The sequence below is a fragment of the Natrinema versiforme genome (assembly GCF_005576615.1).
In the GTDB taxonomy this organism is placed as follows: Archaea; Halobacteriota; Halobacteria; order Halobacteriales; family Natrialbaceae; genus Natrinema; species Natrinema versiforme_A.
The window spans coordinates 3,422,739-3,448,944 of the sequence record NZ_CP040330.1; the positions used below are offsets into that span (position 1 = coordinate 3,422,739).

19 protein-coding genes are annotated in these 26,206 nt (G+C 65.6%); 14 read left to right on the forward strand and 5 right to left on the reverse strand.

Features of this window, described 5'->3' with window-relative positions:
* Positions 1–174: 174 nt before the first annotated feature.
* Positions 175–1,338, reverse strand: a complete 1,164-nt coding sequence (locus FEJ81_RS17040; RefSeq protein ID WP_138246411.1) for an acyl-CoA dehydrogenase family protein — start codon at positions 1,336–1,338, stop codon at positions 175–177.
* A 208-nt stretch (positions 1,339–1,546) separates the two neighbouring features.
* Between FEJ81_RS17040 and FEJ81_RS17045 the strand changes: the two genes are divergently transcribed.
* The 4 genes from FEJ81_RS17045 to FEJ81_RS17060 all read left to right on the forward strand — a co-directional run bounded on the left by FEJ81_RS17045 (position 1,547) and on the right by FEJ81_RS17060 (position 7,845).
* On the forward strand, positions 1,547–2,620 hold the full coding sequence (locus FEJ81_RS17045; protein WP_138246412.1) for a TAXI family TRAP transporter solute-binding subunit: 1,074 nt from the start codon (positions 1,547–1,549) through the stop codon (positions 2,618–2,620).
* 8 nt (positions 2,621–2,628) lie between these two features.
* Positions 2,629–4,842, forward strand: a complete 2,214-nt coding sequence (locus FEJ81_RS17050; protein WP_138246413.1) for a TRAP transporter permease — start codon at positions 2,629–2,631, stop codon at positions 4,840–4,842.
* Between the two features lie 108 nt (positions 4,843–4,950).
* Entirely contained in the window at positions 4,951–6,570 is a 1,620-nt protein-coding gene (locus tag FEJ81_RS17055) for a long-chain-fatty-acid--CoA ligase (RefSeq protein WP_138246414.1), read from the forward strand.
* 135 nt (positions 6,571–6,705) lie between these two features.
* A complete protein-coding gene (locus FEJ81_RS17060; RefSeq protein ID WP_138246415.1) occupies positions 6,706–7,845 on the forward strand; it encodes an acyl-CoA dehydrogenase family protein in 1,140 nt (379 codons plus the stop codon).
* Positions 7,846–8,263: 418 nt separating this feature from the next.
* On the opposite strand, the gene FEJ81_RS17065 is transcribed toward FEJ81_RS17060, so the two are convergent.
* Positions 8,264–9,400, reverse strand: coding sequence for a thiolase family protein (locus tag FEJ81_RS17065; RefSeq protein ID WP_138246416.1), 1,137 nt, complete (start codon positions 9,398–9,400; stop codon positions 8,264–8,266).
* Between the two features lie 663 nt (positions 9,401–10,063).
* Here FEJ81_RS17065 and FEJ81_RS17070 point away from each other — a divergent pair.
* The 4 genes from FEJ81_RS17070 to FEJ81_RS17085 all read left to right on the forward strand — a co-directional run bounded on the left by FEJ81_RS17070 (position 10,064) and on the right by FEJ81_RS17085 (position 15,783).
* Positions 10,064–10,948: a 3-hydroxyacyl-CoA dehydrogenase family protein gene (locus FEJ81_RS17070; RefSeq protein WP_138246417.1), complete on the forward strand. Its 885-nt coding sequence runs from the start codon at positions 10,064–10,066 to the stop codon at positions 10,946–10,948.
* Between the two features lie 675 nt (positions 10,949–11,623).
* A complete protein-coding gene (locus tag FEJ81_RS17075; RefSeq protein WP_138246418.1) occupies positions 11,624–14,701 on the forward strand; it encodes an FAD-binding and (Fe-S)-binding domain-containing protein in 3,078 nt (1,025 codons plus the stop codon).
* Between the two features lie 200 nt (positions 14,702–14,901).
* Entirely contained in the window at positions 14,902–15,555 is a 654-nt protein-coding gene (locus FEJ81_RS23610) for a hypothetical protein (protein ID WP_202979388.1), read from the forward strand.
* Between the two features lie 27 nt (positions 15,556–15,582).
* Positions 15,583–15,783 (forward strand): helix-turn-helix transcriptional regulator, encoded by a 201-nt coding sequence (locus tag FEJ81_RS17085; protein ID WP_138246419.1) that lies wholly within the window; start codon positions 15,583–15,585, stop codon positions 15,781–15,783.
* Positions 15,784–15,819: 36 nt separating this feature from the next.
* On the opposite strand, the gene ahbB is transcribed toward FEJ81_RS17085, so the two are convergent.
* Positions 15,820–16,860, reverse strand: coding sequence for a siroheme decarboxylase subunit beta (gene ahbB / locus FEJ81_RS17090; RefSeq protein ID WP_138246420.1), 1,041 nt, complete (start codon positions 16,858–16,860; stop codon positions 15,820–15,822).
* 169 nt (positions 16,861–17,029) lie between these two features.
* On the opposite strand from ahbB, the gene FEJ81_RS17095 reads away from it, so the two are divergent.
* Together FEJ81_RS17095 and FEJ81_RS17100 are read left to right on the forward strand one after the other, a co-directional pair.
* Positions 17,030–18,148, forward strand: coding sequence for an anthranilate phosphoribosyltransferase (locus FEJ81_RS17095; RefSeq protein ID WP_138246421.1), 1,119 nt, complete (start codon positions 17,030–17,032; stop codon positions 18,146–18,148).
* A 106-nt stretch (positions 18,149–18,254) separates the two neighbouring features.
* A complete protein-coding gene (locus FEJ81_RS17100; protein ID WP_138246422.1) occupies positions 18,255–19,052 on the forward strand; it encodes an enoyl-CoA hydratase/isomerase family protein in 798 nt (265 codons plus the stop codon).
* 505 nt (positions 19,053–19,557) lie between these two features.
* Here the strand turns inward: FEJ81_RS17100 and FEJ81_RS17105 are convergent.
* On the reverse strand, positions 19,558–20,295 hold the full coding sequence (locus FEJ81_RS17105) for a 3-hydroxyacyl-CoA dehydrogenase family protein (protein WP_138246423.1): 738 nt from the start codon (positions 20,293–20,295) through the stop codon (positions 19,558–19,560).
* A 147-nt stretch (positions 20,296–20,442) separates the two neighbouring features.
* Between FEJ81_RS17105 and FEJ81_RS17110 the strand changes: the two genes are divergently transcribed.
* The 4 genes from FEJ81_RS17110 to FEJ81_RS17120 all read left to right on the forward strand — a co-directional run bounded on the left by FEJ81_RS17110 (position 20,443) and on the right by FEJ81_RS17120 (position 24,126).
* Entirely contained in the window at positions 20,443–21,609 is a 1,167-nt protein-coding gene (locus tag FEJ81_RS17110; protein WP_138246424.1) for a CaiB/BaiF CoA transferase family protein, read from the forward strand.
* Positions 21,610–21,709: 100 nt separating this feature from the next.
* Positions 21,710–22,960: an acyl-CoA dehydrogenase family protein gene (locus FEJ81_RS17115; RefSeq protein ID WP_138246425.1), complete on the forward strand. Its 1,251-nt coding sequence runs from the start codon at positions 21,710–21,712 to the stop codon at positions 22,958–22,960.
* Complete coding sequence (locus FEJ81_RS23360) at positions 22,953–23,123, forward strand: hypothetical protein (protein ID WP_175416461.1); 171 nt, start codon at positions 22,953–22,955, stop codon at positions 23,121–23,123. Before FEJ81_RS17115 ends, FEJ81_RS23360 begins: the two co-directional genes overlap by 8 nt.
* The gene (locus tag FEJ81_RS17120) at positions 23,113–24,126 is read left to right on the forward strand and encodes an FAS1-like dehydratase domain-containing protein (protein ID WP_138246426.1); all 1,014 of its coding nucleotides are present in this window, start codon (positions 23,113–23,115) and stop codon (positions 24,124–24,126) included. The genes FEJ81_RS23360 and FEJ81_RS17120 overlap by 11 nt, the downstream gene beginning before the upstream one ends.
* A 529-nt stretch (positions 24,127–24,655) precedes the next feature.
* Here the strand turns inward: FEJ81_RS17120 and FEJ81_RS17125 are convergent.
* Positions 24,656–26,038, reverse strand: coding sequence for an MATE family efflux transporter (locus tag FEJ81_RS17125; protein ID WP_138246427.1), 1,383 nt, complete (start codon positions 26,036–26,038; stop codon positions 24,656–24,658).
* Between the last annotated feature and the right edge of the window lie 168 nt (positions 26,039–26,206).

A 26,206-nucleotide genomic window follows, 5' to 3' on the forward strand; every position in this document is an offset into this window, starting at 1 on the left:
ATATTCACACGTCGCAATCAATGTTCCGGATACTGAAACGGAGGTGTCGCCTGACGGGACGAACATTCCGTCACCGGATTCGCGTCGACGAGGAGTCCCCTCGAGTCGGTCCGCGATCGGAGAACGCGAAGCGAGAAAAAGCGAAAAGCGGAGACGAACTGCCGGATCGGGTCGTTACTGGTAGGCGGGAATGCCGGTGAACTCCTCGCCGAGAACGAGGGTGTGGATGTCGTGAGTACCCTCGTAGGTGTAGACGGTCTCCATGTTGGACATGTGACGCATCGGGGAGTAATCGGTGGTGATGCCGTTGCCGCCGAGCATCTCGCGAGCGATCCGGGCCTGATCGCGGGCCGTCCGGACGTTGTTTCGCTTCGCCATCGAGACGTGCTGGGGCCGCATGTCGCCGCGTTCCTTGAGTTCGGCGAGGCGGTAGGCCAGCAGTTGGGCCAGCGTGATCTGCGTGCCCATCTCCGCGAGCTTGCGCTGTTGAAGTTGGAACTGACCGATCGGACCGCCGAACTGGTCGCGATCCGTCGCGTACTGTCGGGCCTCCTCGAAGCAGTCCCGGGCAGCGCCGATGGCACCCCACGCGATCCCGTAGCGGGCCTGCGTGAGACAGGACAGCGGTCCCTTCATCCCGGAGACGCCGGGCAGGACATTCTCCTCCGGCACGTAGACGTCGTTCAGCCCGATTTCGCCCGTGATCGAGGCGCGCAGGGAGAGCTTCTCGGTGATCTTGTTCGTGCTGACGCCGTCGCGGTCGGTCTCGACGAGGAAGCCGCGAACCGGATCGTCTTCGGCCGAGCGGTCCCGCGCCCAGACGATCGCGACATCGGCGATCGGCGAGTTCGTGATCCACGTCTTCGAGCCGTTCAGGACGTAGCCGTCGTCGTCACGTTCGGCGGAGGTCTCCATCGCCGACGGGTTCGAGCCGTGTTCGGGCTCGGTCAGGCCGAAACAACCGATCGCTTCGCCCCGACCCATCGCCGGCAGCCACTCCTCTTTCTGTTCCTCGCTCCCGTAGGCGTGAATCGGATACATGACGAGCGCGCCCTGGACCGACGCCATCGAGCGCAGCCCCGAGTCGCCCGCCTCGAGTTCCTGCATCAAGAGCCCGTAGGCCGTCTCCGAGACGTTCGGCGACCCGTAGCCCTCGAGGTTCGGCGCGTAGAAGCCGAGTTCACCCATCTTCGGGATGAGCTCCTTCGGGAACGTTCCGTTCTCGAAGTGCTCGCCGATATCGGGTTTGACGTGTTCGTCGACGAACTCCCGGGCGGTGTCCCGGATCATCCGCTCTTCCTGGTCGAGGTCCGCCTCGAGCTGAACGAAATCCAGCATACGTCATACTTCGCCAAGGGCGCAATAGGCGTTGCGGTACGTAGTATCAAGCGTCAGGTCGGCTCGTAACTCCGGCATCGAACCGTCGGTTACGCGTTCATCGGAGCAGATGGATCGCGGATATCGATTCGAGCGACCGTTCGGATCCGACGGGTGATTTCGCGAGATAGCGGAAGGATTATAATACCTAAGTATGAAGGAGTGTCCCATGGTGGAAGAGCGGACTTACATCTCTAAGGATACGACTCGACGATCACTTCTCGCAGCGGCCGGCGTCGGAACCGCGACTGCACTCGCCGGCTGTATCGGCGGTCAGTCGAGCGGCAGCGACCAAGACCTCGAGTCGCTGTCGGACATCAATAGTGACACGAGAGTGTCGCCGACACCGAGCGGTTCCGGTACTGCTCCGGCGCTCGAACGGGCGCTCGATCACGCGACCGACGACTACGAACGCGTGAGTACGTCGTACGGCGAGCAAGGCAACGCGATGAACGAGAACCAACTCGACGTCGGCGTCGGGACGCTCATGAACTTCGGGATCGTTCCGAGCTGGCTGCAAGAGACCGCGAGCACCGTCGACAATCTTCGCGTGCTCGACGTGTCGGACGAAACCGAGCAGGCGTGGAACGACGACGACCGACTGCTGATCCAGTCGGCCGACACGAGCCAGATTGACAACGTGGACACGCCCGGCGAGGTTCCCGCACCGACCTTCGCGTACAACTTCGTCTGCCGAGGGGACCTCGAGTACGATACGGTCTACACGTTCCTCGAGACGATGTACGAACAGCGCCAGCAGCTGGCGGACTACCACGGCCTGCTGGGGACGTTCGAAGAGGACGAGTTCTGGGTCAAGAACATGTACGACGGCGTTCCCTTCCATCCCGCTGCGGCCGACTTCTACGAGGAGATCGGCGTGTGGAGCGACGAGTACGAGCGCGCCGACGGCAGCTCCAGTGGCAGCGGTGGGAGCGGCGAGACGACCGTCCGAATGCGGACCTCGGATTCGACGACGACCGCGTACTCCGCGAATCAGGGAATGGCGAGCGCGGTCAACGACGGCACTGACGACCTGTTCGTCGAGGCACAGACGAGCCAGGGCACCGAGGCGAACCTCGGTGCACTCAACGACGAGACGGCCGAGATGGTGTACATCCAGAACTGGTCGGCACAGGAGGTCCAAGAAGGGGCCGGTAACTACAGCGAACTCGACTTCGAAATGGCACAGGTAGTTCACTTCTACGACCTGCCGTGGTTCTTCATCGCAGACGGCGGTAACTAGGAGGACCGATGTCTACAACCAGTTATTATTCCGAGCGGGAGCTTCCACAGCTAGCTCTCGGCTTTGTCATCTACGCGTTGGGAGCACTTTTTACGGCATACACCGTCTTGTATGCTGTCTCCCTCGTCGGCGGATGGCCACTCTCGGGTATCATCGATAAACCCGGATGGGTCGATCGGGACGAACTGTACATGATCATCTTCCTCGGGTGGGGGATCGCGCTCTATTACCTCGACTACGCGAAGAGCCAATTCGATAGCGACGGATCCGAGGCGGACGTTGTCGACGGATCGGCAGCGACCGAAGTCCCGCAGTCGACATCGTCGCCGGACGAGGAAGGACGGGTGCCGGGTCTCGAGCGCGTGCGTCGTCTCTCCGCCGCGATCGATCCGTACATCGCAATTGTGTTCGCCATGGCGGCGATCCTCACGACGGTTTACGTCTACACGAACTTCAGTCGACTCGACGGTGACGCGTTCATCCTCGGCTACAACACCACGGATCACATCGTCGGTGCGATACTGATCGCGGTGGCGATCGACACGACCCGTCGGGCGTTCGGAACGTCCATCGCGGCCGTCGCCGTCGTCGCGATCGCGTACGCTCACTCGGCGGTCGGCCCCCGACTGTTCGGTGTCTTCGAGCACTCGGGCCAGAGCTGGCAACAGATCACCGAGAACGGCGCGATCGCTATCAGCGGCGTCTACGACAGCACGATGATGGGGATCGGCTCGACGTGGGTCGCGATCTTCATCATGTTCGCCGGGATCGCCAAGGCCTACGGGCTGATGGACTTCGTCCGCGAGGTCGGCAGCGAACTCGGGACGAGTCTACGAACCGGCGTCGTCCAGATCGCCGTTATCTCGAGTATGATCATGGGTTCGATTACCGGCAGCGCCGCGGCGAACACGGCGACGACCGGCTCCTTCACGATCCCGATGATCAAGGATCAGGGCGTCCGCGACGACGTCGCCGCCTCGATCGAGGCGGTCGCCTCCGCGGGCGGCCAGATGCTGCCGCCGGTGATGGGGGTCGCCGCGTTCCTGATGGCCGACATCCTCCAAGTTCCGTATCTGGACATCGTTCAGGCGGGCGTCATTCCGGCGGCGCTGTTCTACTTCAGCGTCTGTCTCGCCGTCCACTTCACGATCCTCAAGTTCGGCTGGATCTCGAACGATCTCACGTCGTTCAACTGGCGGCTCCTCCTCAACGGAGCCCACTTCGTGGTACCGATGGCTGTGCTCCTGTACACGCTCGTCTACCTGCGGTACACCCCGCTCTCGGCGGGCATGAACACCATTTTCGCGATCGTCGGCGTGATGTTCGTCCGGAACTTTCTCGTCGGCGTCCTGAACATCGGTTCGAGCGAGGTCACGTTCGATATCGGTGAGCGGCAAATTCAGGGAGACGACGTTCTCTGGAACGTCCTCGCAACGATCAAACAGACGGCGGACGGGTTCAAGCAGGGCGGCCTCGATATGGCCCCGCTCGTCGGCGTGCTCGCGGCCATGGGCGTGATCGTCGAAATGCTCGAGGGCACCGGACTGACCGCCCGCGTCGCGACGACGATCGTCGGACTGGGTGACGTGAGCATTCTCGGCTTCGGCGGGGGGCTCTTCGTCGTCCTCTTCCTCGCGATGATCGCCAGCATCCTGTTCGGGCTGGGGATGCCGACGCCCGCGGCGTACATCCTCGTGGCCATTCTGGTCGCCAAACCGATCACCGAACTCGGGACGCCCCCGATCGCGACGCACATGTTCGTGTTCTACTTCGCGATGCTGTCGGCGATCACCCCGCCGGTCGCGATCTCGGTCGCGATCGGCTCTCGGATCGCGGGTGCCAGCTTCATGCGCTCGTGTCAACAGGCGCTTCGGCTCGGCGCGCCCGGGTTCGTCATCCCCTACGCCTTCATCGCGAACGACAGCCTCATCTACTGGTCGAGCGAGACGCTGATCGCGTTCCCCGTCGTACTGGCGGGTACCGTCGCACTGATCGTCGCGACGATCGGGTTCGACGGGGCTCGAGACCTCTCGGTCCCGGTCCGGGGCCTCTACATCGCCGCTGCGTTCTGTGCGATGTTCGGGTCGCTCGTCCACGTCGCGGTCCAGATCGTCGCCGCGGCCGCCATCATCGGCGTGTTGCTCCACGCCCGCTTCGTCGTCGGCTACGAGATGCCGACCGAGGGCGGCTCCGGTATCGACACGTCGTCGACCAGCGACTGACTGCGGCCCGCCGGCCGGGCCACTCGCCCCCGTTTCTCGAACAACCGAAATAAATTGGATCGATGAGTAACAACCCTTTTGTGGCCCTCAGACGACCGTACACAAAGTATGACAAATCTCGTTCGGGAGGTCGGGGCGACGGTCGATGCGAACCCGGATTCGGCTGCGATCGCCTACGACGGCGCGGAACTGAGCTACGAGGAGTTCTGGACGCAAGCCGGACAGTTCGCACAGGCACTCGAGGACCGCGGGATCGGCGAGGGTGACCGCGTCGGGATCTACCTGCCGAACCTGCCACAGTTCGTGACGGCGTTCTACGGCACCCTGCGTGCCGGCGGGATCATCGTCCCGATGAATCCCCAGTACAAGGCCCGCGAGATCCGCCACATGCTCGGCGACAGCGGGGCGAAGGCCGTCGTCGCGCTGGCCGATCTCGTTCCCAACGTCCTCGAGGTACAGGACGACACCGACGTCGAGCAGGTCGTCAGCGTCGGTGAGCAAAGCTCACCGGGCAGCGAGACGTCGTCTCGCGATGTCGGCGCGGACGTCGACGGCGCGACGGCGTTCGACGAGTTCCTCGCCGCAGAGACCAAGGCGACCGTCGATCGCGCGGACGACGACGTCGCGGTCCAGCCGTACACGTCGGGGACGACCGGCACGCCGAAGGGCGTGCTGTTGACCCACCACAACCTCGCCTTTACGACGCGGGCCAACGCGAGCGTGCCGCCGGGCGGGTTTCAGGCCTCCGACCGTCTCATCGGCACGCTCCCGCTGTTCCACATCTACGGCATGTCCGTCGTGATGAACGGCGCGATGTACAGCGGCGGGACCTACTACCCCGTCCCCGAGTGGGACGCCCCGACGGTGATGAACCAACTCGAGGACGACGAGATCACGATCATGTTCGCCGTCCCCGCGATGTTCAACGACATGATCAACCAGCCCGACGCCGAGAGCTACGAGTTCGAGGCCCTGCGCTTTGCGAACTCCGGGGGCTCGAGCCTGCCGCTCGAGGTCTTAGAGCGGTTCGAATCGCTCTGGGGCGTCCAGCTCAACGAGGGGTACGGCCTGACCGAGACGAGTCCGGTCACCCACGCCAACACGAACGACGCCCGCCGGAAGGGCAGCATCGGCCAGCCCCTCGAGGGCGTGGAGGCGAAGATCGTCGACGAGGAGTTCAACGAGGTGCCCCGCGTCGAGGAGGGGCCGATCGACGAGGAGGAGGCGGCGATCCACGAGATCACGGGCGAACTCGTCATCCACGGGCCGAACGTGATGAAGGAGTACTACGGGCTGCCCGAGGCCAACGAGGAGGCCTTTACCAACGAGGACGGCAAGCGCTGGTTCCACACCGGCGACATCGGCTACTGGGACGAGGATAACTTCTTCTACGTCGTCGACCGGGAGAAGCACATGATCGTCACCGGCGGCTACAACGTCTATCCGCGCGAGGTCGAAGAACTCCTCTTCGAACACGAGGACGTCGCCGACGCCGCCGTCGTCGGGATTCCGGACGAGCGCCGCGGCGAGACCGTCAAGGCGTTCATCGTGACCACGCCCGACGCCGAGGCGACGCCGGAAGACATCAAACAGTACTGTCTGACCAACCTCGCGGAGTACAAACATCCCCGCGAGGTCGAGTTCGTTCAGGAACTCCCGCGGACGACGACGGGGAAGGTCCAGAAGTTCGAGCTTCGCGGCGACGACGCCGACGACATCGGCGAGTAATCGCGAGCCCACTCGCCGCTCGGTCTCTTGCGATCCGCTCGTTTCCGTGCTTACGGGCCGCCCGACGGAAGATTAACAAAAACAAATTTCGAGCGTATCCGAAGATACTTTGTAAGACGACACCAAGCAAACGATATGGCATTCCAGCTGTCAGCTGAGCACGAGGCGATCCGCGAGGCCGTCCGCGAGTTCGGTGAAAACGAGATGGCACCGGTCGCCGAGGAACACGATCGAGAGGGCAAGTATCCCGAGGACCTTCGCCGGAAGGCCGCCGAGTACGACTTCGTCGCGCCGAGTATCCCGCTCGAGTACGGCGGTGCCGGGATGGACAAAATCTCCTCGACGATCGTCACCGAGGAACTCTGGCGCGCGGATCCGGGGATCGGCTCCGCGATCGGCAGCGCCGGCTTCGGCTCGAACATGATCATGGAGTTCGGCGACGAGTGGATGAAAGAGGAGTGGCTGCCCAAGATCGCGAACGGAGAGATCGCGTCGGTGTCGATGATCTCCGAGCCCGCACACGGCTCGAACGTCGCCGGCATCGAGACGGTCGCCGAGAAGGACGGCGACGAGTTCGTCGCCAACGGCAACAAGATGTGGATCACCAACGGCACCGTCGCCGACATCGGCGTCCTCATGGCCAAGACGAGCCCCGGCGAGGGCCACAAGGGCATCACCGCCTTCCTCGTCGAGATGGACTGGGACGGCATCACGACCGATAAGATCAACAACAAGCTCGGGATCCGCGCCTCCGACCTCGCGGAGGTCGTCATCGACGACGTGCGCATCCCCGAGGAGAACGTCATCGGCGAGGTCGACAAGGGCTTCTACCAGCTGATGGAGTTCTTCGCCGCCGGTCGTGCCAACGTCGCCGCACAGGCCGTCGGCGCCGCCCAGGGCGCGCTCGACGCCGCCATCGAGTACGCCAACCAGCGCGAGCAGTTCGACCAGAAGATCTCCGAGTTCCAGGCCATCCAGCACAAGATCGCCGAGATGGCCACCAAGGTCGAGGCCGCCCGCTCGCTGACCTACCGCGCCGCGACCCAGGTCGAGCAGGAGAACCAGGACATCGCCGCGCAGTACTCGAGCATGGCGAAGTACTTCGCGAGCGAGATCTCGGTCGAAGTCGCCGACGAGGGCATTCAGGTCCACGGCGGCTCGGGCTATGTGACGGACTACCCCGCCGAGCGCTACTACCGCGACGCCCGCATCACGAAGATCTACGAGGGCACCAGCGAGATCCAGAAGAACATCATCGCCGACCAGATCCTCTGATAGGGCGCGTTGCGGCGTAAATCGATCTTCTCTGTCGTTTTCGCAGCTCTTTCCGATCCGTTTCGAGACTCGTCTCGTAAGCCGAGTGTTCGAGATGTCCGAGCGTGAAATCCACTCGAGTCCGCTCTCGAGTAGTCGCGAAACCAACGACGAAGCTAGCTCGAGACGCGAGCGGAGCGCCGCTCGCCTACTGCTCCGGCACGCGCGGAGTTCGACGGCAGCACCCTGACGCATCCACCTTTTGTCTCGGCCGACGCTGACGCGTCGCCCTCGCAAAATCTGGACCAAAAGGCCTAGACGACCCGTCTAGTTGACGGTAAATTCGATCGCTGCACCCTGCCACGTCCACCTTTTGTCTCGGTCGTCGCTTGCGCTCCTCCCTCGCAAAATCTGGACCAAAAAGCCTCGTTCAACCGTCTTAGGCGACGGTAAACTCGATAGCCGCACCCTGCCCGTAGCCGACGCACATCGTCGAGAGCCCGAGGCCGCCGCCCCGGCGCTGTAGTTCGTGGATCAGCGTCACAGGGAGGCGAGCGCCGGAGGCCCCCAGCGGGTGGCCGATGGCGATCGCGCCGCCGTTGACGTTGAACGTCTCGTCGTCGAAGCCGAGTTCGTCCCGGCAGTAGATCGTCTGGCTGGCGAAGGCCTCGTTGAGTTCCACGAGGTCGTAGTCGTCGGCGTCGCGGCCGTTTCGCTCCCAGATGCCCCGCACCGCCGGCACCGGGCCGATCCCCATCACCGTTGGATCGACGCCCGCGACGTTGTGATCCTCGATTTCGGCCATGACCTCGAGGTCCCGCTCGTCGGCGAATTCTCGGCTCGTGATCAGGACTCCTGCAGCGCCGTCGGAGACCTGCGAGGCGTTGGCCGCGGTGACGGTGCCGTCTTCCTCAAAGGCGGGCGGGAGGCCGGCAATCTTCTCCGCGGTCGTCCCGGGACGGAGTCCCTCGTCCTCGGTGATCGTGCCCTCGGCCGTGTCGATGGGGACGATCTCGTCGTCGAATTTGCCCGCCTCGGTGGCCTCGCAGGCGCGTTGCTGGCTTCGGGCCCCGTACTCGTCTTGGGCCTCGCGGGAGATGTCGTACTCGCGGGCGACCGTCTCGGCGGTCTGGCCCATCGCGAGCCCGGCCGCGTCGTACTGCTCGGCGATGCCCGCGTAGGAGTCGATCCCTTTTCGGCGCTCGTTGCGAGACATGTTCTCGACGCCGCCGGCGACGATGACCTCGCGCTGGCCCGCTCGAACGGCGTCGCTGGCGCTCATGATCGCCTCCGCCGAGGAGGCACAGAGCCGATCGATGGTGGTGCCGGGCACGCTTTCGCCCAGCTCCGACAGGAGGGCGATCACCCGCGCGATGTTGTTGCTCTGCTTGTTGACCTGCTTGGCACAGCCCCACCGGATGTCGTCGACGGCCTCGCCCGAGAGGCCGGTCCGCTCGAGCATCGCGTCGACGAGCGGGACCGAAAGCTCCTCGCTGCCGGTGTCGGCGAAGACGCCGCCGTGTTTCCCCTGCGGAGTCCGGACTGCCTGCACGATAACTGGCTGCCGATCGCTCATTGGTACTGAGTGGCTCGCACTCGGGAACCAAAGGCACTCCGTTCTTCGGGTTCGGTCGTCGGTTTACAGAAGTAGGCATTTCGTTGTCGTGAATAGACAGGTGCCACACGGGTAGAAAATATAGTAGTCACTGAAACGATTTACATACTGATCGCAACGCGGTCGTGCGATCAGATGTGCAATGACTTTCAGTGGCTACTATCGGTGCCCAGAAAGCCCCGAGACGGCTCGACTCGGGGGACTCGCTTCGCTCCTCGGCCGTGGGCCTGCGGTGCTTCCGTCGTCCGCCTTCCGCGAGCCCTCTCGCCCCTTTCAGTCCCGCCCGACCAGCACCACACCCTCCCCAACCGACTGCGGTCCTCGCTCCCCGGCTCGCGGCGTTGCCGCTCGCCTTTCCGCGGCGTCCTCAGAAGTGCAAAGCACTTCTGATGGGTTCGAGAATCGCGACGCGATTTTCGAACGCTTCGCGCCGCGCTTTCGGTCGCTGCGGTCCTCGTCCCTCGCACAGTGGCGTCGATCGGCCCTCGCAAGACTCGAGCACGATCGACAGCGCGCGCCGTGAGTTGGTTCGGAGACGGGACAGGCGGGGACTTCGTCTCGGTCGCAGTAGTGCTGTTTGTTCGAAAGGGAACGCTTTTGATCGCTTCGTCTGTCTCCCCGTACATGCAAATCGCAGTCCTCGGAGCCGGCAGTATGGGCCACGGAATCGCACAGGTCTCCGCGATGGCGGGCCACGATGTCGTCCTGCGGGACATCGAGGAGGACTTCGTCGAGGACGGTCTCGAGGGAATCCGAACCAACCTCCAAGGTGGCGTCGACCGGGACAAACTCAGCGAGTCGGAGATGGTGGAAACGCTCGAGCGCATCGACGGGACGACGGACCTCGAGGCGGCGGTCGCGGACGCGGCCCTCGTCGTCGAGGCCGTCCCGGAGGACATGGACCTCAAGCAGGACGTGTTCGCCGATATCGAAGCCGCCGCGAGCGAGGACACCGTGATCGCCTCGAACACGTCCTCGCTGTCCGTGACCGAGATGGCGAGCGTCCTCGAGCACCCCGAGCGGGCGGTGGGACTGCACTTCTTCAACCCGCCCCACATCATGGATCTGGTGGAGATCGTCATCGCCGAGCAGACCGACGACCGCACGGAGGAGTTCGCCGTCGACTACGTCCGGGGCATCGAGAAGGAGGACGTGGTCGTGCGCGATACGGCCGGCTTCGCCACCTCGAGACTCGGCCTCGCGCTCGGCCTCGAGGCGATCCGGATGGTCGAGCAGGGCGTCGCCAGCCCGGCCGACATCGACGAGGGGATGGAGATCGGCTACGGCCACCCGATGGGACCGCTCGAGTTGACCGACCACGTCGGACTGGACGTGCGCCTGCACATCGCCGAACACCTCCGCGAGGAGTTGGGCGAGCGGTTCAAGCCGCCCCAGTCGCTGCGCCGGAAGGTCCGGGCGGGCAACCTCGGCAAGAAGACCGGCGAGGGCTACTACGTCTGGGAGGACGGCGAGCGCGTCGGGATGAGCGGCGACTGGGGCGAGGACTGACCGACGCGGACGGCCGGTCGGCAGAGATATCGGATTTCAGTATTGAGACCGGATCTATCTGATATCAAATAGTAACTCGAGTCTCGTTATCCTCTCGACGCCGGAGCGACTTTCGTGCGGGTATCGACGGATAACGCCGCCAAAATACGGATTTCCGGATCGCTATCGACGCGACTGATTCCCGATCGCGAGACGACCCTAGAATGGCTGTACGTGGGCCAGATTCCCCACAATTCTCTCGCTTCTCCCTCTACACCCACGGTAGTTGTGTAGTTGATGTGTATGGGTCAGAGACAGTGTACGAGTTAGGGTAGACGCTGTCGTATCGAACCGATCTCGACCGGATCGCGCGTTTCCGCGCCTCGAGAATCGGCTGGGAGTATCGTGTGCTACTCTGTCCCAACTAGGTAGGCAGAGCGCTCGTTCTGTTGGCCTGCGCACGGTTACGTGCCGTCCGACGGGCGGACGGTGGCCCCGGGGGCGTACCTGCGAACACGACACGGAGCACGACCACTCGATCACCACCAGTTCGAACACCTCACGCATTCGGCAGGGGACACCTCCCCGCCGACACCCTCGGTCCGAACGGTTCTCGACGGTCGTTCGTCGCCCAGGCCCGCGAGGCTGGGTTTGGCAATGCCGACGCTTTTGGCCGCCCCTGCGTAAGGAAGCAGTATGTCACTGGAGCCGAGCGGCGACCCGGCCGCCGACCGTCGTGCGAACTACGACTACCGGAGCGACGAGGTGGATCGCCCGGCGCTGGTCGCCGATCTCGAGGCCGTCGTCGACTGTGAGGTCCGCGCGGACTCCTACTCCCGAGAACTGTACGCGACCGACGCGAGCGCCTACGAGGTAACGCCGATCGCCGTCGCCTTCCCGCAGTCGACGGCCGACGTCGCCGCTATCGTCGAGTACTGCGCGGAGCGGGAGATCCCGGTCCTGCCACGCGGCGGGGGAACGAGCCTCGCGGGGCAGACGGTCAACCGCGCCGTCGTGCTGGATTTCACGCGGCACATGAACGAGATCCGCACTCTCGATCCCGACGGACGAACGGCGACGGTAGAACCCGGGACGATCCTCGGCACGCTGAACGAGGCCCTCGCTCCCCACGACCTGAAGTTCGCCCCGGACCCGGCGTGGGGGGACAAGAGCGCTATCGGCGGCGCGATCGGCAACAACTCGACGGGCGCCCACTCGCTGAAGTACGGCAAGACCGACGCCTACGTCGAGCGGGTCGAAGCCGTCCTCGCCGACGGGACCGTGACGACCTTCGGCGAGGTCACCCTCGAGGAGATCGCCGACCGCGCCGATCTCGACGGGGACCTCGAGGCCCGGATCTACGCCGAAGTCGACCGCATCCTCGAGGAGGACGCCGACCTGATCGAGGAGACGTATCCCGACCTGAAGCGAAACGTCTCGGGGTACAATCTCGACCGACTGGTGGCCGAAGCGCGCGGCGAACCCATGCCGGGCGGCCAAGACGCCAGCGACTCGGGGACCGTCAACCTCGCGCGCCTGCTGGCGGGCAGCGAGGGCACGCTGGCGATCGTCACCGAGGCGACCGTCTCGCTCGAGCCCGTTCCCGAGACGAAGGCCGTCGCCCTCCTCTGCTATCCGGAACTCCACGACGCGATGCGGGACATCGAACCGATCCTCGCCCACGACCCCGCCGCGGTCGAGGTGCTCGACGACGTGCTGATCGACCTCGCTCGCGACACTGCCGAGTTCGGCCCCGTCACGGAGATGCTCCCGGAGGGCACCAACGCCACGCTGCTGGTCGAGTTCTACGCCGAGGACGCCGACCACGGGAAGGAGCAGGTCTCCGGCCTGCTCGCGGACCGCGTCCCCTCGGCGAGCCCCGCCGGCGAACCGGCCGCGGACGCGCCGCGGACCGACGGCGCGGAGACGCTCGCCCTCGAGGCGCTCGAGGCCTACGACGCGGACGAGCGCGCCCAGCTGTGGAAGCTCCGGAAGTCCGGGCTCCCGATCCTGCTCTCGCGGACGACCGACGACAAACACATCAGCTTCATCGAGGACACCGCAATTCCGCCCGAACACCTGCCGGAGTTCGTCGAGCGCTTCGAGGAGATCCTCGAGACTCACGACACCTACGCCGCCTTTTACGCCCACGCGGGGCCCGGCGTGCTCCACGTCCGGCCGCTCGTGAACACGAAGACCGAAATCGGGCTGGACCAGTTACACGGCATCGCGGACGACGTCACCGATCTCGTCGTGGATCTGGACGGCTCGGTTTCGGGCGAACACGGCGACGGCCGCGCCCGCACCCAGTGGAATCACAAGCTCTACGGCGACGACCTCTGGGAGAGCTTTCAGGACCTCAAGACGGCGTTCGACCCCGACTGGCTCCTGAATCCGGGACAGGTCGTGTTTCGGGAGGACGACCCCACCGATCTGCGCGAGCACCTGCGGTTCGACCCCGACTACGAGTTCGAGGCCGGCTTCGAGCCCGCCCTCGAGTGGGAGAACGACAACGGCATGCAGGGCATGGTCGAACTCTGCCACGGCTGTGGCGGCTGTCGGGGCGAACAGGAGACTACCGGCGGCGTGATGTGTCCGACCTACCGGGCAAGTCAGGAAGAGATCACGGCGACCCGCGGCCGAGCGAACGCGCTCCGGCAGGCCATGAGCGGCGACTTAGAGCCCGACGAGGCCGTCTCCGACGAGTTCGTCGAGGAGGTGATGGGGCTCTGTATCGGCTGCAAGGGCTGTGCCATCGACTGCCCGAGCGAGGTCGACATGGCGAAGCTCAAGGCCGAAGTCACCCACGAGTACCACCAGCGCAACGGCGCGACGCTCCGGGACCGGCTCTTCGCCAACGTCGCGACGCTCTCGAAGGTGGGGAGCCAGCTCGCCCCGCTGTCGAACGCCCTGCCGAAGCTCCCGGGCGCGCGCAAGGCCCTCGAGGTGGTCGTCGGAATCGATTCGGACCGGCCGCTGCCGACGTTCCACGCGACGACCTTTCGTGACTGGTTCCACCAGCGGGGCGGCGCTCGCGTCAGCGAGGCCGAGGCCGACCGCAAGGCCGTCCTCTACCCCGATAGCTACACCAACTACAGCCATCCCGACGCCGGGAAGGCGGCCGTCCGCGTGCTCGAGGCCGCCGGCGTCCACGTCGCCGTCCCCGACGACCTCGGCGATACCGGCCGGCCGGCGTTCTCGAAGGGGTTCCTCGACAAGTCGGAAGACGCCGCCCGCAAGAACGTCACCGCGCTCGCGCCGCGGGTCGCCGACGGCTGGGACGTGGTCGTCATCGAGCCCTCCGACGCGGTCATGTTCCAGGGGGACTACCTCGACCTGCTCTCCTCGGAGGCCGCCGAGACGCTCGCCGGCGCGACCTACGGCGTCTGCGAGTACATCGACACCTTCCGGCTGGACGAGACGATCGCGTTCGACGCCGGCTCGGCGGCGCAGGATCTCGTCTATCACGGCCACTGCCACCAGAAGTCGGTCGCGAAGGACCACCACGCCGTCGGCGTGCTCCGGCGGGCCGGCTACGCCGTCGACCCGCTCGATTCGGGCTGCTGTGGGATGGCCGGCAGTTTCGGCTACGAGTCCGAACACGCCTCGATGAGCGACGCCATCGCCTCGATCCTGTACGAGCAGGTCGATGAGAGCGCGGGCGACCGCGTCGTCGCCCCCGGTGCCTCCTGTCGCACCCAACTCGAGAATCGGCCGGGGGCGCCCGAGGAACCACCGACGCCGATCGAAGTCATGGCCGAGGCGCTCGAGTAATCGCGGCCCGCGGTAGCACCGTCTGACGGAGACGGTCGGTTTTGGCGCCGGTCCGTCTTTGTTGCCGCCGAGACGCTTCATCCGTCATCCGACGCTTCCCTCGACTGACGAGGTGGCTCGAGTCGCCGCTCCACGACCGATGGCCGACTGGATGCAAAGATATCTTTACATTTATGTAGTCCAAGCCACAAGTGTCGCACATGCCTGAAAACCCGCTCAGGGCGTACGGTTCCCTCCTGGTCCTCGTTGCAGCGATCACCAGTGGTCTCGTCATCGCGTCCGGATTCGTCGCGATCGATGTCGTTCTCGACACGATCACGGTCTGGGGCTACCTCGGGGCCGTCGGCGTGATGGTCGTCTGTGCGTTCGTCGGTTTGGCCATCGATCTCAGAGGAACCCTCGAGGAGGAATTCTTCGGTGCCGACCGGCCGGAACCCACGCCGGCCGACGGGTCGACTGGGTCGCTGCTCCCCCTGCAGTACAACGTGCTCCTGTTTCTCGTGCCGGCGCTGATTATCCCGGCGTTCGAAGTCGCTACTGGGACCGCGCCCGCCGACCCGTCGCTCGGGGACCTCCTCGTGTCTCCGATGATATTGGTCGTCCTCTTCAACGTCGGGTACTACGGGCGGACGCGCCGTGGTTCGGGCGGCATCGTCGACGAGCGCGACGTCCGGAACCTCGATCTCGCGCTGGCCGTTGTCGGTGTCGTCCTCCTCGTATCGATGGTGGGACTCTACGGCTGGTATGCGGTGAGTGACGCCACCGTTCCACGGGAGGTCGACGGTCTCGCCGCCGTCGGCATCGTCACGGTCTTGCTCGTCCTCGGTGCGACCGAGATTCGCCAGCGTATTTGATGTTCGAACCCGATATTCGACCGAGCGATGGACAACGAACTCCGGGAACGGCGCGAGGAACACGGCCTCACCCAGCAGGAACTGGCCGACGAGGTCGGCGTGAGCCGCCAGACGATTTACGCGATCGAACACTCGAAGTACGATCCGTCGCTGACGCTGGCGTTCAAACTCGCCCGGTGTTTCGACTGTGCCGTCGAGGAACTCTTCCATCCGAAGGGAGACGATTGACGGTTCTTCGGCATCACGAAAACCGTCTTCGTCCGGTCACCGTCCGACCAGGTCCTCGTATCGCGCGCCGGTCTGTTTCAGCGTCTCGGTCGAGTAGAGCCGTTCGTGCTCGACGGGGAGGTAGTCGGCGGCGAGTTCGTCGATCTTCGCGTCGACGGCTTCGGGGTCGCGGCCGTGGAGCATCGTGAACAGGTTGTACGGCCACTCCTGCTCAGGTCTGCGGGGGCGGTGATAACAAAGCGTGACGGAGGGGAGCCCGCCCGCGCGCTCGCCCCACTCGTCGAGGGAGTCGTCGGGCACGTCCCAGACGACCATGCAGTTGGCGTCGAAGCCCGTCACGACATGGTTGACCACGCAGCCGATCCGCTTGATACAGCCCGTTTCCCGGAGCCGCTCGATGGCCTCGAGGACGTCTTCGACCGCGTAGCCGACGTTTTCGGCGATGTCGCGGTAGGGCGTCGCCGACAGCGGGAACCCGTTCTGGATCTCGAGCAGCAACTCGGCCTCGAGCGCGGAGAGGTCGCCCGTCGCCGCCTCGCTGATCCGGGTCGCCGAGGCGTCGGTGCGGTCCTCGAGCGATTCGCGTGCAAAGCGGTCGCCGTTGACGACGGGAAACTCGAGGTCGATGTAGTAGTCGGTCAGCATCGGCAGGTCGAGCACCGCACAGCCGGTGCGGTCCTCGATTTCGGCGAGGATGTCGTCTCGAGCGTCCTGCGACCCCGCGGTGACGACAAACCACATGTTCCACTCGTGGTCGCGGGCGTAGTTGTGGTTGACCTGCCGGTAGTCGTTGATGACGGCCGCGATCTCGTCGAAGCGGTCCGCGGGCGCTCGGACCGCGGCGAGGGTCGACGAACCGATGACCGGCGGGTTGAGGACGGCACCGAACCGGCGGACGATCCCCGATTCCCGGAGGGCGCGAACGCGGTCGACCGCCGCCGATTCGTCGATCCCGAGATCGGCGGCGACGCTGCGGAACGGGCGCTCGGCGATCGGGAAGCCGCTCTGATAGCCGTCGATCAGGGCCGCGTCCACGTCGTCGATGGCTTCGCGCCAGTTCCCCGACAGGGTACTCATTGGTTGCCCTAGGGAGAAGACGACCGTATCGTTTTCGGGTCGTCCCGAACGACGGGACGGGTTGGGTTTCCGGTACTCGGGGCCCGCTGCGATGGAAAACCCGTTATTCGGTGGGGGAGGAACTACCGGAAACGGGGGGTTTTTGCGCCGTCCGTCCGAACGAGTGCACATGGCGCAGGCAACACAGGAGTTCGGCGACTGGCCGCTGAAACGGCTGATGACGGACGTAGTCGGTTCCGGTCCCAAATCGGCCGACGACATGAGCCGCGAGCAGGCCCGCGAGGCCTTCCAGCGGATTCTGGCGGACGAACCCGACGCGACCACGCTCGGCGCGTTCTGGCTGGCCAACCGCTGGAAGCGCAACAACCCCGAGGAGCTGGCGGCCTACACCGACGTCATGCGCGAGGAGTCGGTCGTCACCGCCGAGCCCGAGGCCGATCCGGTCGACTGCGGGGCGAACTACGACGGCAAGCACACCTCCGCCGTCCTCGGCGTCGGTGCCGGCGTCGTCGCCGCCGCCGCGGGCACCCCCGTCGTCGTCCACTCCGGCGACCGGGTCCCGACCCAGAAGGCTACGGCCTACAAGCACGTCCTCGACGACCTCGGCGTCCAGACCGAACTCGAGCCGAGCGAGAGCGCGGACATGGTCGACGAGACCGGCTTCGGCTTCTACTACCAGCCGGCGTTCAATCCCGGCGTTCAGGACCTCTACGACCGACGCGACCAGATGGGCGTCCGGACGTTCGTCAACACGATCGAGACGATCGCCAACCCCGCGAACGCCGACGTCCACCTCGGCTCGTTCTACCACCTCGCGTTCGCGAAGAAGCTGACGGATACCCTCAAAGCGAGCGACCGACTCGACTACTCCCGCGCCATCTTCTTCCAGGGGATGGAGGGCTACGACGACATCCGACCCGGATATACGAAGGTGGCCGAATGGGACGAGAGCGAGGCGCGGAGCGCCTCGGACAATGCGAGCGGCGACGAGCCGCGAGCGGGCGAGGAGCTCGAGGACTACGAGATCGAGACCGCCGAGTACGGCATGGCGATGGAAGCCGAGGACCTCGAGGTCGAGGACGTGACCGCCGATTCGGCCGCGATCACCGAGGAAATCCTCGCCGGCGAGCGCGATGACCACTTCGCCGACGCCATCGCGCTCAACGGGGCGTTCCGGATGTACGCCCGCCGAGATGTCGAGAGCCTCGAGGACGGCCTCGAGCAGGCTCGCGACGTCATCGCGGACGGCAGCGCGCAGGCAGTGCTCGAGGACCTCCGAGCGTTCTGAGTCCTCGGGACTCGTCTCCGGTCGGTGATCGGCACTCGAGGACGGAATTCGGGGACGCGAGGCGACGAACAGTGTCCTTTTTGATCGTTGCCCGTGACCACCGTCCATGGACGAGTCACTGGAGGCGGCCACGGTGGAGTTCGACGACGAGCGCGGCGTCGGCACGCTCACGATGAACCGCCCGGACGCGCTGAACGCGCTGAACGGCCAGCTCAGAGACGACATCATCGCGGGGCTCGAACTCCTCGAGGAGCGAAACGAGGATGCCGACGGCGTCGCCCTCCGCGCGGTAGTCCTCGAGGGAGCCGGCGAAAAGGCGTTCTGTGCGGGCGCGGACATCGGTGGCTTTGCCGACGAGTCGGCGGGCGGTTCCTCGGCGCGATCCCATTACGACGTCATCCGGGACTTCCCGGCACCGGTTATCGCGAAGATCGACGGCTACTGTCTGGGCGGCGGCCTCGAGACCGCGCTGGCGTGTGACTTCCGACTGGCCAGCGAAGGGTCGACGTTCGGCTTCCCGGAGGTCACCCTCGGCATCCTCCCCGGTGCCGGCGGCATCCAGTACGTCGAGAAACTCGCCGGCCCCGCGGTCGCGAAGGAACTCGCGATGACCGGCGAGCACATCCCCGCCGCACGCGCGGGCGAGGAAGGAATCGTCAACCACGTCTACGCCGACGACGAGTTCGAGGACGAGGTCGAGGCGTTCGTCACCGACCTCGCTGGCCAAGCCCCGCTGGCGATTCAGGCGATCAAGAAGTCCGCGAACATGGCGGTCCAGACGGGGCTCGAGGAGGGGCTGAAATACGACCGCCAGCTCTTCGAGGGGCTCCTCGAGACCGAGGACCACGCGGAGGGAGCGGCGGCGTTTGCCGAGGACCGCGAACCCGAGTTCGACGGGAAGTAACCGGACGAGGCGGCCGACCGCTGTCTCCGGGCTGATTGTCGACTTGCGGTGGCGTGCGCTGTCGATCGGCCAGATCAGTAGCGACGGCCGATCGATGACGCTGCGCGAGGGGTGAGCGAGTGCAACGAGCGAATCGGCTGGGGTGGATGTGGCTATCTTCTTCCAGCGAGAGAATCCCGCCGTTCACGGCGGGCGTGAATCGCGTAATCCCGGTGCAACAATTCCGTGCAGCCACGATAGCAGGACACACTCTGTTGTCGGGTCTACCTATCGGTCAGCGTATTATGTCATCCGAGAGGGAGCGCGCTGCCATCGTGGCAACTAGGGACTCCACGCCCTCCCCAGCCGATTCGCTCCCTCTTTTCAGTCGGTCGCTCATCCCTCGCGCAATGTCGTCGCCCGTCCTCGTCGCACTCGAACGGGCGACAGCGCGCGCCACCGCTTGCCGGACCGGCAGTCCGAATACCGGATCGGCAGTTCGTGGAGAAACTGAAAGAGCTGCCCGCTAGTCCCACTCTTCGCCGATGCCGCGCAGCGAGAACGGGCCGACGGGGAGATTGTACCCTTCCTCGAGGGCTTTGTCGACCTGCTCCTCCGTCGCGATGCCTTCGTCGACGATCTTCTGGGCTTCCTCGCGCATCGCGGCGTGACAGCGGTTGGCGATAAAGCCGTAGGAGCCGGGGTCGTCGTCGATGGTGACGCTGGTCTTTCCGAGTTCGTCGACGAGTGATTCGGCGCGTTCGACGACGCTGTCGTCGGTCAGCGGCGACCGCACGATCTCGACCATCGACATGATCGGCACCGGGTTGAAGAAGTGCGTGACCGCGACCCGCGAGGGATCGGAGACGCCGTTCGCGATGGCGGTCACCGAAAAGCCGCTCGTGTTCGAGTACAGCGGCTGGTCGTCCGTGACGTCGTCCAAGTCCCGGAAGACCTGTCCCTTGATCGCGAGGTCCTCCGTGACCGCCTCGATGACGAACTCGGTTCCGTCGGTCGCCGCGTCGAGGTCGGTCGTGAACGTCAGCCGCTCGAGTACCTCGTCTTTCTCCTCCTCGGAGAGATACCCGCCCTCGACGGCGTCCTCGAGGCCGTAGTTGCCCGAGACGAGTCGCTCGCGGGCCTTGTCGGCCAACTCCTCGTTGATCTCGCGGACGGCGACCTCGTAGCCGTTCCGTGCGAGCACCTGTGCGATACCGGCACCCATGATACCGCCGCCGACGACGGCAGCGCGCTGTCGTGCCATGCCACCACGCTTCACGGGGACGGACTTAGTTCTTCTCGAGGGTGACGACCGACGGAATCGAAATCGGTCTCGGACGCGGGACGAGACCGGTGTCCGCCGAGTGAGCCCCGACAGCAGGCTTTTGGAACGCGGCAGGGACGTGATACCATGCAACTCGATTCCGTGCGAGTGCTCGATCTGTCGCACCTGCTCCCGGGACCGTACGCGACGCAGTTGCTCGCCGACGCGGGTGCCGACGTGGTGAAAGTCGAGGACGTCGATTCGGGCGACGGCGCGCGGCGGATGCCGCCGACGACCGATCGCGGCGTCGGCGCGCTGTTCGACGGCGTCAATCGCGGCAAGCGAAGCGTCGCGCTCGACCTGAAATCGGGGGCCGGGCGGCGGGCGTTCTACCGGCTGGTCGAGACGGCCGATGTCGTCTTCGAGCAGTTCCGACCCGGCGTCGCTGAGCGCCTCGAGATCGGGTATGAGACGCTACGCGAGTACAACGCGGACCTGATCTACTGTTCGCTGTCGGGCTACGGGCAGACGGGGCCCTATGCCGAGCGCGCGGGCCACGACCTCAACTACGTCGGGGTCGCCGGACTGCTCGATATGACCCGCGAGGACGAGTCGATGGCACCGCAACTGCCGGGCTACCAGATCGGCGATCTCGGCGGCGGGCTGTTCGCGGCCTTTTCTATCGTCGGCGGCCTCCTCTCGCGGGAACTCGGCCACGGTGGCGGCGAGTACATCGACGTGGCCATGACCGACGTCGTCGCCTCCTTCTCGCAGGCGGTCGCCCACGAGGCGCTCACCGGCGACGACCCGCGGCCCGGCGAGACCGCGCTCACCGGCCGGCTCCCGTGGTACGACATCTACGAGACCGCGGACGGACGGTACGTGACTCTCGCCGCACTCGAGCCGAAGTTCTGGGACGCCTTCTGCGAGGAAGTCGGCCGCGAGGACCTCGTCGATTCCCACGGGAGCGAGGACCCGGCCGAACTCGAAGCCGTGCGCGAGGAACTGACGGCGCTGTTCGCGGAGCGCTCGCGGGACGCGTGGCTCGAGGCGCTGTCCGACGAGGCGACGGTCGGGCCGGTGTGTACGCCGGCCGAAGCCCTCGCGCATCCCCAACTCGAGGCCCGCGGGTTGATCGAGCGGCCGGCCGACGCACCGCCGCGGATTGGGTTCCCCGCTGCGGGATCGGACGTACCCGAAGGCCGTGACGAGTCCGTGCCGGCCCACGGCGAACACACCGACGAACTGCTCGCCTCGATCGGCTACGACGAGGACGAGCGGGCCGACCTCCGCGAGACCGGAGCGATTCGCTGAAGGGTACGTCGGCCCATCACGGCAGCAGTCCCACCTCGATTGCCAGTGTATGAGTTCTTCGACCTATATCTTTACAATGCTGTATGCGATCATGGATGATATGGAATACCACGACTCGGAGAAAGCGACGGACGTTGCGGGGCGAGTAGAAGACTTCATGGACGAAGTCGTCATTCCGCGCGAGCGAGAGGCGCTGGCCACGGGCGAGGAGATCACGATGGACGAAATCGAGGAGATGTGGGAGCTGGCCAAAGAGCGCGATCTGTTCGCCCCGCAGGTTCCCGAGGAGTACGGCGGGCAGGGCTTGGACTTCAGCGACATGCTGCCGTCGTTCGAACAGGTCGGGCGCTCGCTCATCGGCGCGCTGTCGATCCGCGCGAACGCGCCCCAAGAGGGGAACATGCACACCTTGGAGATGGTGGGGACCGAGGACCAGAAAGCGGAGTATCTGCGCCCACTCGTCCAGGGCGAGCTCTCCTCTGCGTTCGCGATGACCGAACCCAAACAGGGCGGCGGCTCGGACCCGAAGATGCTCCAGAGCACCGCCGTCAAGGACGGCGACGAGTGGGTCATCAACGCCCACAAGTGGTGGACCTCCGACGGGTTGAACGCGGACTTCTATCTGGTGATGGCCCGGACCGATCTGGACGCCCACCCCTACGAGGGCACTTCGATCATCCTCGTTCCGCGGGACGCTGACGGCGTCGAGGTCGTGCGGAACATCCCCCATCTCGGCGGTCACGGCATCACCGAACGCGAGGGCGGCCACGCCGAAGTGAAGTTCGACAACGTCCGGGTTCCCGTCGAGAACACGATCGGCGAGGAAAACGAGGGGTTCCGGATCGCCCAGATGCGACTCGGGGGCGGCCGGCTGACCCACTGCATGCGCTACTCCGGCATGGCCGAGCGCTCGCTCGACATCGCCAAGGCCTACCTGCAGGAACGGGAGGCCTTCGGCACGAAACTCGAGGAGAAACAGGCGCTGCGCCACCGCATCGCCGACGCCGAAACGCGGCTGCACGCCGCCCGTTGTATGGTCCGTCACGCCGCCCGCGAACTCGACGAAAGCGACGCCCGCATCGAGGTCGCGATGTCGAAGATGTTCACCGCGAACGTTACCAACGAAACGATCGACCTCGCCCTGCAGTGTTGTGGCGGCAACGGGATCGGCAAGGACCTGCCGATCGCGCACTTCTACGAGAACGTCCGCGCGTTCCGCCTCGTCGACGGGGCCGACGAGGTCCACCGCCGCTCGATCGCCCGCTGGGCCTTCGAGGACGTCGACGAGACCGAGATCGAGAACGCGCTCCAGTTCGACGAGGACCTGCGGATCGACGCCCTCGATGACTGACCGAACGGAGTCCGGGGCCCGGAAGCGGTTCCGGTACGCCGATTGTGTCCGAACCGCGGCCGCGATGAGACGCGGACAGCGCGGTCCCGGCCGGGGCTCGAGCGACGCGAAACGACAATCCGACGCGGCGACCGACGCCGCGGGGGGTCGCCGTGCCGACTAAGCCCCTCGCGGACCTCGAGGCGATGGTCGGCGACTCGCGGGTCACCGTCGAGGAGTTCCGGATCGAACCCGGCAAGGTCGAGGAGTTCGCGCGGGCGATCACGGCCGAGGACCCCGTTTTCCGCGACGAGGCGGCGGCCGCCGAACGGGGCTACGACCACGTGCCCGCGCCGCTTACGTACACGCAGGTCGGCCGGTTCCCGCGGTACACGCCCGCCGACGTCGACGGGAAGGGCTTCGACCTCGGCTTCCGACCGGAGTACGTCCTCCACGGCGAGCAGGCCTACGAGTACGAGCGCCCGGTCGCCGTCGGCGACGTGCTCGAGGGGACGACCACCCTCGCGGACGTCTTCCAGCGCGAGGGCGGCCGCGCAGGGACGATGACCTTCGCCGTCCTCGAGACGGAGTACCGGACCCGGGACGGCGAACTCGTGCTCACCGACCGGTCGACCGCGATCGAAACGGAGGGCGCGGTCGACGACGAAAGCGACCCCGACGATTCCGCGAGCGACGCCCCCGACGCGACCGAGCCTGACGGCGGCACCGCCGGCTCGGAGTCGGCGGTGCCATCGACCGCGGCGGACGAATTCGACCGAGTCCGTACCGCCGCCGATCTTGCGGTCGGCGACACCGGGCCGACGGTCGTCGTCGAGGACCTCGATCGCAAGCAGTTCGTCAAGTACGCGGGGGCGAGCGGCGACTTCAATCCGATTCACTACGACGAACCATACGCCACGGCCGCGGGCAACGAGAGCGTCTTCGGGCAGGGGATGTTCACCGCCGGCGTCGCCTCCAGAGTCGTCACCGACTGGTTCGATCTCGCTGCCGTCTCGAGTTTCGGCGTCCGGTTCCAGTCCCGCGTGTTCCCCGGTGACACCGTCGTCGCGACCGGCGAAGTCGTCGACGTCGACCGGGATTCGGGAACCGTCGAAACCGAACTCGAGGCGTCCACGGCCGACGGCGAGACGCTGCTGACCGGAACCGCGACGGCCGCCCTCGAGTAGCGCGGGGGACCGGATACCGACCGGCGAGTGGTGAAATATCCGGCGTATCGGCCGCGGAACGGCCGATGTTTGGCCGTTTGTTGATTACACACCTAGCCGTGTAATCCCTCGAGAGACGGGTTCGAGGGGAGATAGCGCCAACTCGTCTTCGCGCGTTCGAAGTCGAACGCGGGGTGGTCGAGTCGCCGACTACCCGGTTGAACGCGAGTTATTGACAGTCGGAAAACTATATCTCATAGGTGAGAGTACGGATCGGTTCGCAGTCCGATCTAACGCACACGCCGAACGAAACGCAACCGCAGATTCGAGACGAACTGTTCGTTGGGGTCGAGAAGTAAACTGGACCTTCTCGCCGTTTTCGTCGCCATCGGCGATCGGCTCGGGCACGCTTTCGGTCCGGGTTCCGTCGCGAACTCGAGACGTCACTCGGGGACTGACGACGTTTTGCGGGGCCAGTTCTCCACCTGAGAGATATTCGATAGGACGGGGGAGTTAGCAGATTCGTTCGAAGTCGTTCGTTTCATCTCCGTTAGCCGGCCTCGTCCGCTCGCTCGGCCATCATCGACGCGGCCGTCGCCGCCCAGTCGCCCCAGACGAACCCGATCGCGACGACGAGCGCCCACCACGCGTAGCTGAGCACGATCCCGACGTAAACACCGGTGAGTCCGTAGTCGAAGGTCACACCGGCGAGATACGAAAAGCCGAGCAGGAAGCCGGCGGTTCCAGTGAATCGGGCGTAGAATGGGGTGCGCGTATCGCCCGCGCCGCGGAGGCTCCCCGACAACGGGAAGAAGAGGCCGAAGAAGAACATCGAGACGCCGAAGACGCGAGCGAAGGTCGCGGCGTACTCGAGGGTAGCCGGGTCGGAGGTGAACAGCCGGGCGATCGGGGTCGCCCCGACGAGCAGGACGATTCCGGCGAGTCCGAGCGTGAGGACGCTCAGCGCCGTGATCGCCAGTCCCGCGAACCGCGCGTCGTCGGGCCGGCCCTCGCCGAGGGTCTGTCCGACGACGATGCTCGCGGCGACGCTGTAGGAGCGGTACAGCGGGCCGCTGAACTGCTGGTAGATCCGCCGCCCGATGTGGTAGGCCGCCGTCACTTCGGTGCCGAAGGTGAGCAAGAGCGCGTTAAAGGGGAAGTTCGCGAGCGAGGTGCTCATTCCTTCGGCGAAGTTCGGCAGGCTCACCGCGACGAGTTGGCGCGTGATCGTGAGACTCCGCGGGCGAGCGAACGAGAGGTCGGTCCGATCGACCGCGATCGCGGCCGTGATCGCGACGGCCTCGACCGTGCGGCCGATCGCCGTCGCCAGCCCGACGCCGACGATTCCGAGCGCCGGGAGGCCGCCGAGACCGAGCCCTAACCCGGCCGTCGCACCGATGTTGATCACGTTCGCGGTACCGTTGACCACCATCGGCGTCCGCGTATCGCCGGTGCCCTGCAGCGAGCGCGCGCCGACGAGACCGACGATGCGCATCGGCGCAGCGGCGAAGACCAGCGCGAGGTAGCGCCCGCCGGTCTCGGCCACGTCGGGTTCGGCACCCAGCAGGGCGATCAGCGGCCGGGACAGGAAGACCCCAACGAGTACAAGCGGCAATCCAAGCAGAAAGCCGATGAGAAACGCCTGCGTGATCGCCCGGTCTCGAGTCGCCGCCGCACCCCGGCCGGTGTCCTGACTCGAGAGGGTGATCGCGCCGGTTCCGAGGCCGAGCCCGATCCGCAGCGGGAGTTGGGCGTAGAGATCCGCGAGCCCGACGGCGGCGACGGCGGTGGGCGAGAACAGCCCGGTGACGATGATGTCGACCGTCCGCATCAGCGTGTTGAGCGTCTGCTGGACCGCGATCGGCCACGAGAGGGAGAACGTCCGCCGCCAAACGCGCCGGACGCGCCGGACGCGGGTCCCGTGTTCGGCCATACAGCGGCTAGGACGGACAACCGGCGGATCAACGTGTTGGTCCCGATAGGGGTCGACGCCGCGCTCGGCGGCCGACGTGGGCGGGTAGTTCGAGAGCTGTGCGATGAGTCGATGCCGCACCCCTATTTTATCATTGTTAAAGTCTGGTGCCGTTTTGTGGAACAGTCG

Excerpts from the sequence above, each read along its gene's own strand:
- FEJ81_RS17040 (WP_138246411.1), bottom strand. The coding sequence starts at position 1,338 with ATGCTGGATTTCGTTCAGCTCGAGGCGGACCTCGACCAGGAAGAGCGG.
- FEJ81_RS17045 (WP_138246412.1), top strand. The coding sequence starts at position 1,547 with ATGGTGGAAGAGCGGACTTACATCTCTAAGGATACGACTCGACGATCA.
- FEJ81_RS17050 (WP_138246413.1), top strand. The coding sequence starts at position 2,629 with ATGTCTACAACCAGTTATTATTCCGAGCGGGAGCTTCCACAGCTAGCT.
- FEJ81_RS17055 (WP_138246414.1), top strand. The coding sequence starts at position 4,951 with ATGACAAATCTCGTTCGGGAGGTCGGGGCGACGGTCGATGCGAACCCG.
- FEJ81_RS17060 (WP_138246415.1), top strand. The coding sequence starts at position 6,706 with ATGGCATTCCAGCTGTCAGCTGAGCACGAGGCGATCCGCGAGGCCGTC.
- FEJ81_RS17065 (WP_138246416.1), bottom strand. The coding sequence starts at position 9,400 with ATGAGCGATCGGCAGCCAGTTATCGTGCAGGCAGTCCGGACTCCGCAG.
- FEJ81_RS17070 (WP_138246417.1), top strand. The coding sequence starts at position 10,064 with ATGCAAATCGCAGTCCTCGGAGCCGGCAGTATGGGCCACGGAATCGCA.
- FEJ81_RS17075 (WP_138246418.1), top strand. The coding sequence starts at position 11,624 with ATGTCACTGGAGCCGAGCGGCGACCCGGCCGCCGACCGTCGTGCGAAC.
- FEJ81_RS23610 (WP_202979388.1), top strand. The coding sequence starts at position 14,902 with ATGCCTGAAAACCCGCTCAGGGCGTACGGTTCCCTCCTGGTCCTCGTT.
- FEJ81_RS17085 (WP_138246419.1), top strand. The coding sequence starts at position 15,583 with ATGGACAACGAACTCCGGGAACGGCGCGAGGAACACGGCCTCACCCAG.
- ahbB (WP_138246420.1), bottom strand. The coding sequence starts at position 16,860 with ATGAGTACCCTGTCGGGGAACTGGCGCGAAGCCATCGACGACGTGGAC.
- FEJ81_RS17095 (WP_138246421.1), top strand. The coding sequence starts at position 17,030 with ATGGCGCAGGCAACACAGGAGTTCGGCGACTGGCCGCTGAAACGGCTG.
- FEJ81_RS17100 (WP_138246422.1), top strand. The coding sequence starts at position 18,255 with ATGGACGAGTCACTGGAGGCGGCCACGGTGGAGTTCGACGACGAGCGC.
- FEJ81_RS17105 (WP_138246423.1), bottom strand. The coding sequence starts at position 20,295 with ATGGCACGACAGCGCGCTGCCGTCGTCGGCGGCGGTATCATGGGTGCC.
- FEJ81_RS17110 (WP_138246424.1), top strand. The coding sequence starts at position 20,443 with ATGCAACTCGATTCCGTGCGAGTGCTCGATCTGTCGCACCTGCTCCCG.
- FEJ81_RS17115 (WP_138246425.1), top strand. The coding sequence starts at position 21,710 with ATGGAATACCACGACTCGGAGAAAGCGACGGACGTTGCGGGGCGAGTA.
- FEJ81_RS23360 (WP_175416461.1), top strand. The coding sequence starts at position 22,953 with ATGACTGACCGAACGGAGTCCGGGGCCCGGAAGCGGTTCCGGTACGCC.
- FEJ81_RS17125 (WP_138246427.1), bottom strand. The coding sequence starts at position 26,038 with ATGGCCGAACACGGGACCCGCGTCCGGCGCGTCCGGCGCGTTTGGCGG.